The following is a 12671-nucleotide window of genomic DNA, read 5'->3' on the forward strand; positions in this document are numbered from 1 at the left end:
CGTGTCACCTGCGCCAATAGTCCGGTGACACCAGCGCCAGCAGCGCCAGCGTCTCAAGCCGGCCAAGGATCATGGCCCCGGCCAGAATGGCCTTGGTCAGCCATGGCAGGCCGGCCCAGCCTGCCCAGGGCGCGCCCGCCATGCCCGCCGAGCCCTGAAAGGTCGGCACCATCGGGATTGCCCCGGCCAGCGGCCCGGTATTGGTCAGGGCCGAGATCGACAGGATGGTGGCGGAATCGAACTCGATGCCCTGCAGCGAAATCAGCATCACCACCACGGCGATCGAGCTGGCAAAGAGCATGAAAAAGATGAAGGCCAGATAGGCGCCCTCGTGCCGCAGGCGCCGCGCCATGATGCCACCCCCGGCGACCGAGTTCGGATGCACGATCTTTTCCAGCTCGCGCTGCGAATGCCGCGCCAGCGCATAGACCCGCAGCAGCTTGACGCCCCCGGCCGTGGTGGCGACGCCGCCGCCCATGATCGCCAGCCCCGCCAGCATCAGCCCGGGCGAGCTGAGCCCAGACCAGTTGCGCGCGCCCTGCCATTCGGTCGAATTCCAGCCCGTCGTCGTCAGATAGCTGAGCCCGTTGAAGAGCCCGCCCCAGGCCGCGGAAACGGCGCTGTCCAGCGTGCCGACCAGCCCGCGCGCGCCATCGGGCGACACGCCGATCGCGCCAAGGAAATGGCGCAGGAACAGCATGGCCGAGACCAGCAGCACCATGCCGGCGGCGATGGTCAGCTCGGGGTCGCTGCGCCAGCTGTCCGAGGTGCGCAGCGCCGCACCGCCCGGCCAGAAGCGCCGCGACAGCGCCGGGATCAGGAACAGAAAGATCACGATCTCGCCCGGCGCGCCGCTGTTTTGCACCGCAGAGCCGTTCACCGGGCTGACGCCACTGGTCGACAGCGTGCCCATGGCCCGCGTCAGCGCCACCAACCCGTCCTCACCCAGCAAAAGCAGGATCACCCACATTGCCAATGTCAGCCCGGCAAAGACCGGAAACACCTGCCGGAACGCCCGCAGCGTGCGATGCATCGGGTCCAGCATCTCGGTCTGAAAGGCCGGGGCCGACAGATGCGTCGGCACCGCCGCCGCCCGGGCCGAGGGCGGCAGGCGCTCGAAATTCTCGTTGCGGCCATAGGGGGTGGCAAGGATCTCGAACCCGCCGACCCGCAGCGGCGCCAGCAGCGAAACCGCCGCGACCAGAATGAAAAGCCCACCAAGCCAGCCCGCCGTCGCCCGCCACAGATGCAGGGGCGCGGGCAACAGCTCGGCCGAATAGAGCGTCGCGCCGGTGGTGGTCAGGCAAGAGATCATCTCCCACCACGCGTTGAAGATCCCGGTATCGGGCAAGGCCAGCACGAAGGGCACCGCCATCACCGCCGGCACCAGCGTCATCGCCCCCAGCATGGTCAGAAGCACGCTGCGCGGGCGCGATTGCTCGGCCCGGTCGGCGGTGGCCAGCCCAAGGATCGCGGTCAGGATCAGAAACAGCCCCGAGCAGCCCAGAAAGATCGCGCCCAGATGGTGCTGATCCAGTGCATGGGCGTAAAATCCCACCGGCGCCATCGCCAAAGCGGCGACCCCGAACAGCACCACCAGCAGCGGCAGGCGCAGCAGGAACCGCATCAGAAGAAGTCGATCGAGACCTGCAACAGGCGCTCGACCTCGGGAATATCGGCGGCGAGGGCAAAGATCACGATGATGTCGCCCTCTTCGATGCGCAGGTCGCCATGGGGTTTCACCACGCGCTCGCCCTTTTGCACGGCGCCCAAAAGCACGCCTTCGGGAAAGTCGATGTCGCGCACCGGGCGTCCGGCGATGGGCGAGGTCGACAGCACCTGCGCCTCGATCACCTCGGCCTCGGCATCGCCGATGGAGTAGATGTCGCGCACCCGCCCGTGCCGGATATGGCGCAGGATGGTCGAGACGGTGCTGGCGCGCGGGTTGATGAAGGCGTCAATGTCCAGAGGCTCCATCAGCGACATCAGCGTCGGGTCATTGACCAGCGAAATGGCGAGTTTGGCGCCGGCCTGTTTGGCGCGCACGGCGGCAAGGATATTGGTCTTGTCGTCATCGGTGATCGCCAGCACGGCATCGGCGCGCGGCACGGCGGCCTCTTCCAGCAGTTCGGCCGAAAGCCCGTCGCCGTTCAGCACGATGGTGCGGTTCAGCGCGTCGGCCGCGTCCTCGGCCCGGGCGCGGTTGCGTTCGATCAGCTTGACGCGCACCCGTTCGGGCCGCGCCTCCAGCGCCTGCGCCACGGCAAGGCCCACATTGCCCGCGCCGATGATGACGACGTTGTTCTGCTTTTCCGCCGGCTTGCCGAAGATCTCCAGGGTGCGCGGCACGTCCTCGGTCAGGGTGAAGACATAGACCTGATCGCCCTCAAAAAGCTGGTCACCGGGTTCGGGGGCAAACAGCTTGGCCCCGCGCCGCACGCCCGCGACAATGGCCGAGAGGCTGGAAAACATCTCGTCCAGCTGGCGCAGCGGCGTGTTCAGCACCGGGCTGTCGGGATCCAGCAGGATGCCCAGCAGATGCAGCCGCCCGGTCAGGAAGGTTTCCGCATCGAATGTCGAGGGCGCCGAGAGCCGTTGCAGCGCGGCCCGCGCCACCTCGCGCTCCGGGCTGATGACCACGTCGATAGGCAGATGGTCGGTGCGGTAGAGATCTGACCAGATCGCGTCCAGATAGGCCGAGGCCCGCAGACGCGCGATCTTGCGCGGCACCTGAAAGACGGAATGCGCCACCTGACAGGTGACCATGTTCACCTCGTCCGAATGGGTGGCGGCAATGATCAGATCGGCATCGCGGGCGCCGGCGCGGTCCAGCACATCCGGATGGCTGGCAAAGCCGGTAACGCCCTGCACGTCCAGCGCATCGGTGGCGCGGCGGATCAGCTCGACATCGGTATCGACGATGGTGACATCGTTGCGCTCGCCCGAAAGGTGGCGCGCAATGTGCCAGCCGACCTGCCCTGCCCCGCAGATGATGATCTTCATGCCGTTCCCGCCAAGATATCCGCCGATGGCCCGATGCCGATCCTAGCCGGCGGCCATCAGGGCGGATAGCGCAAAACCGCACGACGGAAAAGCCGGCAGGCCCGGCGCGACCCCGGCGCGGCTAGTCGGCGCAGAGCAAGGCGCGGATCGCCCCGGCCGCAGTCACCGCATCATCGGGGGCCAGCCGCAGCATCAGCCCGCGCTTGCCGCCGTTCAGCACGATCAGGGCCGGGTCCAGCGCATCGGCCTGAAATGCGGTGGGCACCCGGCGTTTCTGCCCGAACGGGCTGATGCCGCCGGTATGATAGCCGGTCAGCCGTTCGGCCTTGTCGGGGGGCATCATCTGCGCCGCCTTGCCGCCAAAGGCCGCCGCCACCCGCTTCATCGACAGCGTGCGGTCCGAGGGGATCACCGCGCAGGCGGGTTTGCCGTCGACCTCGACCATCAGGGTCTTGAGCACCTCTTGCGGCGGCAGGCCGATGGCCTCGGCCGCCTGTAGCCCGACGCGGTCATTGCCGGGGGCGTAATCATATTCCAGCACCTCGAAGGCGATGGCGGCGCGGCCAAGGGTCTGGGTGGCGGGGGTGGCTGTGGACATGGCCGATCACCTGACTGAACCGCGCCTGCCTGCCTTGCGGCGGGTCGGATTGCAAGGCAAAGATCGGGAGCAATAGTCGCAGGCTGGCCGAGGGGCGATGTCAGGACCGGGGCTCTGCCCCGGACCCCGGGATATTTCGCCACGAAAGAAGCGCGGGGCAACGGGGCATGGACAGGCCCCCAATCCCGGATGGAGAATTGGGTGTCATGAATATCGTCGGGATCTGCCGTTTTTCGCTTTTGGGCCGGGGCGACTGGAAGGCCTATCAGAACAAGCCGGCCGAAGAGGTCGAACAGATCGCGCTGGAACAGGCGGTGCATCTGTTCGCCCCCGCGCGGATGGAGGCGCGGCTGCAAAGTTTCGAGCAGCTGACGCTGGCGTCGATGCGGGCGCAGACGGATCAGAATTTCACCTTCGTGGTGTTGGCATCCGAGCTGATGCCGCAGCCCTATCGCGCCCGGCTGGAGGCGATCTGCGCCGGGGTGCCGCAGGTGGTGCTGCGCTTTTTCCCGATCACCTCGGTCGCGGCGGCGCAGCGGCTGGTCTTTGCCGAGCTGGGCCTGCGGCTGGGTCAGACGCTGCAGTTCCGGCTGGATGATGACGATTGTCTTTGCGTCGATTTCATCGAGCTGATGCGCCGCAATACCGCCGGCATGATGAAGAGCGATCTTGCCTTTGCCGCCAGCATGCGCGGGGTGATGTATTGCAAGCTGGCGGGCGCTACCGCCGGGACCTACAACTGGCCGGTGGCGTTTTTCAGCGCCGGCGCCGCACTGCGCCATCCGACCCGCAGCGTGTTCGACTTTGGCCATTTCGGCATGGCCCAGCGCTTTACCAGCATCACCATTCCCGGCCGCATGGCGCTGGTGACGAACAATGGCATGAACGACACCGACTTCACGCCGATGATGATCAAGCGGCGCAATATGGTGTTGATGGAGCCCGAAGCGGTCGCGGAGACGGCGGCGCGCAATTTCCCGTTCCTTGACACGCAGGCCCGCGCGTTGGCGGGCCTGCCGGATGCCGTCGCGGATTAACCCGCGAGCAGCGCGGCATTGCCGCCGGCCGCTGTCGTATCGACGCACAGATGGCGCTCATGCGCGGCATGCGCCTGATCGGGCATGGCGGTGATCAGGGGTCGCAGCGGACCGCTGCCTGCGGCCAGCGCCTGCGCCAGCATCCGCGCCTGATCGGCCCCACCCCACCAGAGCACCGCCGAGAAGGCATCGCTGTCGGCCAGCGATTGCGCGTCGGGCAGGGCTTCCATCGCCACGGCCTGCCCGCCCAGCGCCCGCACCGCCGAGACCTGGGCCTGGCGCGCGGCCTCGTCCGGGCCAAGGCACAGTACCGGGGCGCGCGTGAACAGGCGCAGCCGGTTCAATTCGCCGGTGGGGCCGGGCATGAAGCGTTCGGCGATCTCGGTTTCCGGCAGGGCGGGGATGGCGGCAAGGCTTGCCACCGGATCGACACGTCCCAGCACCGGCTGGCCCTGACCGGGCTGGGCCGGCGCATAGAAGCGGTTGAGATAAAGCGGGCCGCCCGCCTTGGGTCCGGTGCCCGAAAGCCCCTCGCCGCCAAAGGGCTGGCTGCCGACCACGGCGCCGATCTGGTTGCGGTTGACGTAGATATTGCCGGCATGCACCGCCTCGGAGACCTCCTGCACGCGGGCATCGATGCGGGAATGCAGGCCGAAGGTCAGGCCGTAGCCGCGCGCGTTGATCGCCGCGATCACCTTGTCGATCTGGCCGGCGCGGAAGGTCGCGACATGCAGCACCGGGCCAAAGATCTCACGCTCGAGCGCGGCGATGCCGGGCACGGTCATCAGGGTCGGCGGCACATAGGTGCCCGACTGCGGCGCGGGCAGCGCGTGGGCGATGCGGGCCTTGTTCTGGCGCAGATAGGCAAGGATGCCGTCGCGTGCCTCGGCGTCGATCACCGGGCCCACGTCGGTGGACAGCTGCCACGGATCGCCGATGGTCAGTTCGTCCATGGCGCCCTTGATCATCTCGATCAGATGCGGGGCGATGTCGTCCTGCACGTAAAGGCAGCGCAGCGCCGAGCAGCGTTGCCCGGCCGAGCGGAAGCTGGAGGCGACGATATCGCGCACCGCCTGTTCCGGCAGCGCGGTCGAATCGACGATCATCGCATTCAGTCCGCCGGTCTCGGCGATCAGAGGCGTGCCCGGCGCCATGTGGCGGGCCATGGCGCGGTTAATGGTCTGGGCGGTTTCGGTCGAGCCGGTAAAGACCACGCCGTTCACACGGGCGTCGCTGGTCAGCGCGGCGCCCACCGTGCCGCCCTGCCCCGGCAAGAGTTGCAGCGCGGCAAGCGGCACGCCGGCCTGATGCAGCAGCCGCACGGCGATGGCCGCGATCAGCGGCGTCTGTTCGGCGGGTTTGGCCAGCACCGCATTGCCGGCCATCAGCGCGGCGGCAATCTGTCCGGTAAAGATCGCCAGCGGAAAGTTCCACGGGCTGATCGCCACGATCACGCCGCGCGGGGCGCGGGCCGATCGCGCGCCCTCGGCGGCATAGTAGCGCAGGAAATCCACCGCCTCGCGCAGTTCACCCACCGCATCGGGCAGGGTCTTGCCGGCCTCGCGCGCCAAGGCGGCAAAGATCGGGCCGAAGTTTTCCTCGTAAAGATCGGCGGCGCGGCACAGGACGGCGGCACGTTCGGCCGGGGGCGCGTCCCAGATGCGGGCATCGGCAATGGCCTGCGTGGCGGCCCTGGCATCAGCCTCGGTCACCTGCGCGATCTCGGCGCCGGTGGCGGGATCGCGCAGCGCGACCGGGGTGCCGCTGGCGGGCGAGACGGTGATCGGGGCGGCATCGGGCAGCGCGACGGCGCGGGCAGCCTCGATGGCGGCCAGCGTGTCTTCGTCGCTGAGATCGAAACCGCGCGAGTTCATGCGGCCTTGGCCAAAGATCGCGTCGGGCGCGCGCAGGCTGGCGGGGGCGCGGGCGCTGGCCAGCGCGGCGATGGGATCGCGGGCGACCTCTTCGGGCGAGACCGATTCATCGACGATCTGATGCACGAAGCTGCTGTTCGCGCCGTTTTCCAGCAGGCGGCGCACCAGATAGGCCAGCAGGTCGCGATGGGCGCCGACCGGGGCATAGATGCGGCAGCGACCCTTGGTGTCGGCCAGCACGATGTCATGCAGCCGCTCGCCCATGCCATGCAGGCGCTGGAACTCGAAGGCGATGCCGCCGGCCTCGGCAACCATTTCCAGCACGGCGGCGACGGTCTGGGCGTTGTGGGTGGCGAATTGCGGATAGATGCGGTCGGCATGGCCGATCAGCTTGCGCGCATTGGCGATATAGCTGACATCGGTGCCGGTCTTCGAGGTGAACAGCGGAAAGCCCGGCAGGCCCTCGACCTGGGCGCGCTTGATTTCGCTGTCCCAATAGGCGCCCTTGACCAGACGCACCATGATCTTGCGGTCAAGGCGCTGCGTCAGTTCGTAAAGCCAGTCGATGACCAGACCGGCGCGTTTGCCGTAAGCCTGCACCACCACGCCGAAGCCGTCCCAGCCGGCCAGCGACGGGTCCGACAGCACCGCTTCGATCACACCCATCGACAGCACCAGCCGGTCCTGTTCCTCGGCGTCGATGTTCATGCCCATGCCGGCGGCCTTGGCGGCCTGAGCGAGCTTCAGAACAACCGGCACCAGCTCGGCCAGCACGCGGGCCTCATTGGAGATCTCGTAGCGGGGGTGCAGCGCGGAAAGCTTGATCGAGATGCCGGGGTTCATCTGCACCGAACCCTTGTCACAGGCTTTGGCGATGGCGGCGATGGCCTCGGCATAGTCGCGGGCATAGCGGGCGGCATCGCGCGCCGTCATCGCGGCCTCGCCCAGCATGTCATAGCTGTAGGTAAAACCCTGCGCCTCGCGGGTGCGGGCCCGGTCCAGCGCCTTTTCGATGGTCTCGCCCAGCACGAACTGGCGGCCCATTTCCTTCATCGCGCGACCGACGGCGGTGCGGATCACCGGCTCGCCCAGACGTTTCAGCGCGCCGCGCAGGGTGCCGGCAATGCCGCCCTGATCGTCATCGAGCACCTTGCCGGTCAGCATCAAGGCCCAGGTCGAGGCATTGACGAGGCTGGAGGAGGCCTCGCCCAGATGGCGGCCCCAGTCCGAGGGGGCGATCTTGTCCTCGATCAGCGCGTCGATGGTCGAGCGGTCGGGGACGCGCAGCATCGCCTCGGCCAGACACATCAGCGCGACGCCCTCGCGCGTCGAGAGGCCGTATTCCGACAGGAAATGCTCCATCAGGCTGGGCTTGGCCTCGGCGCGGATGCGGCGCACCAGATCGGCGCCGCGCGCGGTGATCGCGTCGCGAGAGGTCTGCGACAGCGCGGCCTCGGCCACCAGCCGGTCGAGCAACTGGGCCTCGTCCTGAAATTTCGCGGCAAGGCCAAGGTCGGCAAGCTGGGTCATCTGGTGTCTCCTGAATTCAGTGGCAGGATTACAGGCAGGGCCATGGACGATGTGACCATTTCATGGCAAATTCATGGCCCATCGTAACATATTTGGCGGGGTTTTCAGCCATGGACGAGTCGCTGGACGCAACCAATGTGAAGATCCTGCGCGAACTGGTCGCCAATGCCCGCATTCCCATCACCGAGCTGGCGCGCAAGGTCGGACTGTCGAAGACCCCGGTTGCCTTGCGAATCAAGCAGATGGAGGAGATGGGCCTGATCACCGGCTACCGCGCCATCCTGTCGCCGCTGAAGCTGGGATTGACACATGTGACCTATGTCGAGGTGCGCATGTCGGACACCCGGCAAAAGGCGCTGGAGCAGTTCAACGCTGCCGTGCGCGCCATCCCCGAGGTCGAGGAATGCTACATGATCGCCGGCGGCTTCGACTATCTTCTGAAGGTGCGCTCGCCCGATATGGCGGGCTATCGCCGCATCATGGCGGAAAAGATCTCGGCCCTGCCGCATATCCATGCCACAACCAGCTATGTCTCGATGGAGGCGGTGGTCGAGCAGAACTGGACCGAGCTTTAGGGGGCGTGGCGGGCGGCGGCAAGCTGGGCTAGAGCGCGGCACGGGTCCGCCCGGCGGCGCGGCCGGTGCCTCCGGCGGGGATATTCGGGCACGAAAGAATGGCCGGTTCCGGGGGCCACGGGAGGGGACGGATGGACTTCAAATGGCTGGAGGACTTTCTGGTTCTGGCCGAGACGCACAGCTTTTCGCGCTCGGCCGAACTGCGCGGGGTGACGCAGAGCGCGTTTTCCCGCCGCATCCGGGCGCTGGAGGAATGGCTGGGCACCGATCTGTTGTCGCGCGAAAGCTATCCGGTGCGGCTGACCCCCGAGGGCATGCTGTTTCGCGAGACCGCCGAAGAGGCCGTGCGCATGATCCAGGCGCGCCGGGCCGAGTTTCGCGACCACACCCGGGCGCGCGGCGGCGAGATTTCCTTTGTGGCGCTGCACAGCCTGACCGTGACCTTTCTGCCCGGCTGGCTGATGCGGCTGAAGGCCGCGACCGGGCAAATGACCAGCCGGGTGAAGCCCGAGAATTTCGACCGCTGCATCGAGGCTCTGACCGAGGGCGGTTATGATTTTTTCCTGACCTATGCCCATCCGCAGGTGAACATTCCGCTGGATCCCGGTGGCTTTCCGCATCTGGTGGTGGGCACCGACCAGCTGGTTGCCGTGGCGCGCCCCGGCTGGCCGCCGGAATGGCAAAGCGAAGGCATGCCGATGCTGAAATATTCGCGCGGCAGTTTTCTGAACGAGATGGCGCGCATCGCCCTGGCCCAGCCCGGCGCGCCGCGCGTCTATACCGCCCATACCGATGAGGCCAGCATGGCCGAGTCGATGAAGAGCATGGCCGTGGCCGGGCATGGCATGGTCTGGCTGCCGCGCCTGCTGGTCGAGGCCGAGATCGACAGCGGCCGGCTGGAGGTCGTGGCCACCGAACTGCCGATGCAGATCCGGCTTTATCGCAATGCCGCGCGCGGGCGGGGCATCACCGGCCGGGTCTGGGATGCCGCGCGCGAGCTGGGCGCGGGTTATTCGAAAACGGAATAACCCAGCCGGACTTGGCATTGGCATTGCTGGGGCAAAGCGCCTAGATTTACGGCAAGGAAGCGATCGACCTTTTCCGATTACCCAACACAAACAGACAGTTGGCCATGCCGATCCCCGCGGTCCCGCGGATGTCGCGCCATGCGCCCGAGGTATATCATGACCCAGACCCGCAACGAACATGACCTGCTTGGCGACCGCGAGATCCCGGCGGCGGCCTATTGGGGCGTTCACACCCTGCGCGCCGTCGAGAATTTCCAGATCTCGGGGCGCACCATCGGCGAGATCCCCGAGCTGGTGCGCTCACTGGCCGCGATCAAGCAGGCAGCGGCGCTTGCCAATGCCGATCTGGGCCTGCTGAGCCCCGAGCGCCGCGACGCCATCGTCGCCGCCTGCGAGGAAATCCGCGCCGGCAAGCTGCATGACCAGTTCGTCGTCGACCAGATCCAGGGCGGCGCCGGCACCTCGACCAACATGAACGCCAATGAGGTCATCGCCAACCGCGCGCTGGAGATCATGGGGCACCAGAAGGGCCAGTATCAGTTCCTGCACCCCAATGAGCATGTGAACATGAGCCAGTCGACCAACGACGTCTATCCGACGGCGCTGCGGCTGGCGACCTGGAAGGGCATCCAGAAGCTGATCGGCGCGCTGTCGAGCCTGCGCGGTGCCTTCGAGGTCAAGGCCGTCGAATTCGCCGACATCCTGAAGATGGGCCGCACCCAGTTGCAGGAAGCCGTGCCGATGACCCTGGGGCAGGAGTTCAACACCTATGCCGTGATGCTGGGCGAGGATGAGCATCGTCTGGCCGAAGTGTCACAACTGGTCTGCGAGATCAATCTGGGCGCCACCGCCATAGGCACCGGCATCACCACCCATCCCGAATATGCCGAGCGCGTCCGGGCCCGGCTGGCCGAGATCACCGTGATCCCGGTCGTCACCGCCTTTGACCTGATCGAGGCGACGCAGGATTGCGGCTGCTTCGTGCAGGTCTCGGGTGTGCTGAAGCGCGTCGCGGTGAAACTGTCGAAAACCTGCAACGACCTGCGGCTGCTGTCCTCGGGTCCGCGCGCCGGCTTCAACGAGATCAACCTGCCCGCCAAACAGGCCGGGTCCTCGATCATGCCGGGCAAGGTGAACCCGGTCATCCCCGAGGTGATGAACCAGGTCTGTTTCGAGGTCATCGGCAATGACATGACCATCACCATGGCCGCCGAGGGCGGGCAATTGCAGCTGAATGCGTTCGAGCCGGTGATCGCCTATTCGATGTTCCGCTCGGTCGACCATCTGGTGGCGGGCTGCGCCACGCTGGAGACAAATTGCGTGCGCGGCATCACCGCCAACCGCGACGTGCTGAAAGAGACCGTGCGCCGGTCCATCGGCATCGTCACCGCGCTGAACCCCTATATCGGCTATGCGGCGGCGACCGAGGTCGCGACCGAGGCGCATCTGACCGGGCGCGGCGTCTATGAGCTGGTGCTGGAAAAGGGCCTGCTGCCGAAAGAGCGTCTGGACGCGATCCTGCAACCCGAGACCCTGACCCGCCCCGCGGCCTTTGTGGCATAAGGCACGCGACGCGCGAGATGCGAGAGCCCCCGGAAATGATCCGGGGGCTTTTGCATTTGGGGGCGGCCAATGTGAGGAGGCCGGGCGCGGAGAGGCGTCGTCATGATCATGAGAGGCATGGAGCTGGCAGCGACCCGAACAGGAACGTCCTTGCGCTGCCGTGGTCCTATGGCTCGCCTGCCGGGCGTTTGAACACTATCGCCCAGCGCCCCTTCACTCGCGATCCCCCGCCACCTCGTCCAGCAGAAAGGCCCGGAACTTGCGGATGGCGGGGCGGTTGCGGCGGCCCTTGGGATAGGCCAGCCAGAAACTGCGCCCCATGTCCGAGACCTGCGCAAAGGGCTGCACCAGACTGCCGGTCGCCAGCTCATGGCGGAAAAAGCGCGGCATCAGCATGGCCACGCCATAGCCGGCCAAGGCCGCCCGCGCCTCGTGCAGGTCGGTCGACAGCGTCAGCCCGGGCTTGCCATAGCTTGCGGTGAAATCCACCCCTGCCTCGCGCATCCACAGCGCCCAATAGGGATCGCCCCGGTCCAGCAGCGGCAGTTTCAGCAGGTCGGCCGGCTCGTCCAGCGGGCATTTGCGCAAGAGCTCGGGCGACAGCATCGGCGTATATTCGATCGACATCAGCTGATGGGCCTCAAGCCCGGGCCAGTCGCCGGTGCCGGCGCGGATCACCACGCTGATGTCCTCGCGGCCGAAATCGACGATGTCGTCGCTGGTCTCCAGCCGCACGGCAAGGTTGGGGTTGTTCATCTGAAACTTGCCCAGCCGCGGCGAAAGCCATGCCCCCGCCAGCGTTGGCACGGTGCTGATCGACAGGGTCGAGATCGTGTCGGCCGAAGGGTCGGCAAAGGCCTCGCGCAGCATGTCGAAGGCGTCGATGGTCGGACGGGCGAACAGCGCCCCGGTCTCGGTCAGGGAAATCCCGCGCGGCTTGCGCAGGAACAGCGGCGTGCCCAGCCGCTCCTCAAGCAGCCGGATCTGGTAGCTGACGGCCGCCTGCGTCATGCCCAGTTCCTCCGCCGCGCGGGTAAAGCTGAGGTGGCGGGCGACGGCCTCGAAGGCGCGCAATGCAGCAAGGGGCGGGACAGACATAAGTTTGCCTTATGGATACTTGCACAGGCTTTGTTGGTCAAAGCCGCTTGGCCGTAGCATAAAACGATCACGCAGCAAATGATCCGTCTGCGGAGGAGAGAAATGCCACATGATTATGCCCCCGCCCGGCAGCCCCTGGGGTTTGCCGCCCGCATCCTGACGTTCCTTGGCCTGGTGACCGAGGATAAGTCCTGCCTATGCACCGACCGCATGGCAGCCCTTGACGACCCGGCCACCCGACGGGCCATCGCGCATCTGCCGGCGCATCTGCTGCACGACATCGGCGCGGTGCCCCCGACCGCCAGCGTGATGCCGGTCGAGGGCGAAGCGCTGCGGCGCTATATGTGGTAACAAGGTCGAAGGGC

At 66.8% G+C, this 12671-nt stretch carries 10 protein-coding genes; 5 read left to right on the plus strand and 5 right to left on the minus strand.

What is annotated here, in order from left to right; all coding sequences use genetic code 11:
• Nucleotides 1-4: 4 nt before the first annotated feature.
• From GL279_RS04870 to ybaK, 3 genes are all read right to left on the minus strand, one after another.
• Nucleotides 5-1627 (minus strand): TrkH family potassium uptake protein, encoded by a 1623-nt coding sequence (locus GL279_RS04870; RefSeq protein WP_155063474.1) that lies wholly within the window; start codon nt 1625-1627, stop codon nt 5-7.
• Nucleotides 1627-3003 (minus strand): Trk system potassium transporter TrkA, encoded by a 1377-nt coding sequence (gene trkA, locus GL279_RS04875; protein ID WP_155063475.1) that lies wholly within the window; start codon nt 3001-3003, stop codon nt 1627-1629. Before trkA ends, GL279_RS04870 begins: the two co-directional genes overlap by 1 nt.
• Before the next feature lie 121 nt (nt 3004-3124).
• Complete coding sequence (gene ybaK, locus GL279_RS04880; protein WP_155063476.1) at nt 3125-3601, minus strand: Cys-tRNA(Pro) deacylase; 477 nt, start codon at nt 3599-3601, stop codon at nt 3125-3127.
• Between the two features lie 206 nt (nt 3602-3807).
• Here ybaK and GL279_RS04885 point away from each other — a divergent pair, with 206 nt between their 5' ends.
• Nucleotides 3808-4638: a glycosyltransferase gene (locus GL279_RS04885; RefSeq protein WP_170293922.1), complete on the plus strand. Its 831-nt coding sequence runs from the start codon at nt 3808-3810 to the stop codon at nt 4636-4638.
• Here the strand turns inward: GL279_RS04885 and putA are convergent.
• Nucleotides 4635-8042: a bifunctional proline dehydrogenase/L-glutamate gamma-semialdehyde dehydrogenase PutA gene (gene putA, locus GL279_RS04890; RefSeq protein ID WP_155063478.1), complete on the minus strand. Its 3408-nt coding sequence runs from the start codon at nt 8040-8042 to the stop codon at nt 4635-4637. The genes GL279_RS04885 and putA overlap by 4 nt on opposite strands.
• Before the next feature lie 110 nt (nt 8043-8152).
• Between putA and GL279_RS04895 the strand changes: the two genes are divergently transcribed.
• The 3 genes from GL279_RS04895 (at nt 8153) to aspA (ending at nt 11208) form a co-directional block, all read left to right on the plus strand.
• Nucleotides 8153-8617 carry an Lrp/AsnC family transcriptional regulator gene (locus tag GL279_RS04895; protein WP_155063479.1) on the plus strand — a complete coding sequence of 155 codons (465 nt, stop codon included), beginning with the start codon at nt 8153-8155 and terminating at the stop codon, nt 8615-8617.
• A 131-nt stretch (nt 8618-8748) separates the two neighbouring features.
• Nucleotides 8749-9645, plus strand: coding sequence for a LysR family transcriptional regulator (locus GL279_RS04900; protein WP_155063480.1), 897 nt, complete (start codon nt 8749-8751; stop codon nt 9643-9645).
• 156 nt (nt 9646-9801) lie between these two features.
• The gene (gene aspA, locus GL279_RS04905) at nt 9802-11208 is read left to right on the plus strand and encodes an aspartate ammonia-lyase (RefSeq protein ID WP_155063481.1); all 1407 of its coding nucleotides are present in this window, start codon (nt 9802-9804) and stop codon (nt 11206-11208) included.
• A gap of 213 nt (nt 11209-11421) precedes the next feature.
• On the opposite strand, the gene GL279_RS04910 is transcribed toward aspA, so the two are convergent.
• Entirely contained in the window at nt 11422-12306 is an 885-nt protein-coding gene (locus GL279_RS04910; RefSeq protein ID WP_155063482.1) for a LysR substrate-binding domain-containing protein, read from the minus strand.
• A 102-nt stretch (nt 12307-12408) separates the two neighbouring features.
• Between GL279_RS04910 and GL279_RS04915 the strand changes: the two genes are divergently transcribed.
• Nucleotides 12409-12657 (plus strand): hypothetical protein, encoded by a 249-nt coding sequence (locus tag GL279_RS04915; protein WP_155063483.1) that lies wholly within the window; start codon nt 12409-12411, stop codon nt 12655-12657.
• Nucleotides 12658-12671 lie beyond the last annotated feature (14 nt).

Source organism: Paracoccus limosus, from assembly GCF_009711185.1.
Lineage (GTDB): Bacteria > Pseudomonadota > Alphaproteobacteria > Rhodobacterales > Rhodobacteraceae > Paracoccus > Paracoccus limosus.

Bases quoted from the DNA above. Each gene is read 5' to 3' on its own strand.
- GL279_RS04885 (WP_170293922.1), top strand. From the start codon at position 3,808: ATGAATATCGTCGGGATCTGCCGTTTTTCGCTTTTGGGCCGGGGCGAC.
- trkA (WP_155063475.1), bottom strand. From the start codon at position 3,003: ATGAAGATCATCATCTGCGGGGCAGGGCAGGTCGGCTGGCACATTGCG.
- GL279_RS04870 (WP_155063474.1), bottom strand. From the start codon at position 1,627: ATGCGGTTCCTGCTGCGCCTGCCGCTGCTGGTGGTGCTGTTCGGGGTC.
- GL279_RS04910 (WP_155063482.1), bottom strand. From the start codon at position 12,306: ATGTCTGTCCCGCCCCTTGCTGCATTGCGCGCCTTCGAGGCCGTCGCC.
- aspA (WP_155063481.1), top strand. From the start codon at position 9,802: ATGACCCAGACCCGCAACGAACATGACCTGCTTGGCGACCGCGAGATC.
- GL279_RS04900 (WP_155063480.1), top strand. From the start codon at position 8,749: ATGGACTTCAAATGGCTGGAGGACTTTCTGGTTCTGGCCGAGACGCAC.
- GL279_RS04915 (WP_155063483.1), top strand. From the start codon at position 12,409: ATGCCACATGATTATGCCCCCGCCCGGCAGCCCCTGGGGTTTGCCGCC.
- GL279_RS04895 (WP_155063479.1), top strand. From the start codon at position 8,153: ATGGACGAGTCGCTGGACGCAACCAATGTGAAGATCCTGCGCGAACTG.
- ybaK (WP_155063476.1), bottom strand. From the start codon at position 3,601: ATGTCCACAGCCACCCCCGCCACCCAGACCCTTGGCCGCGCCGCCATC.
- putA (WP_155063478.1), bottom strand. From the start codon at position 8,042: ATGACCCAGCTTGCCGACCTTGGCCTTGCCGCGAAATTTCAGGACGAG.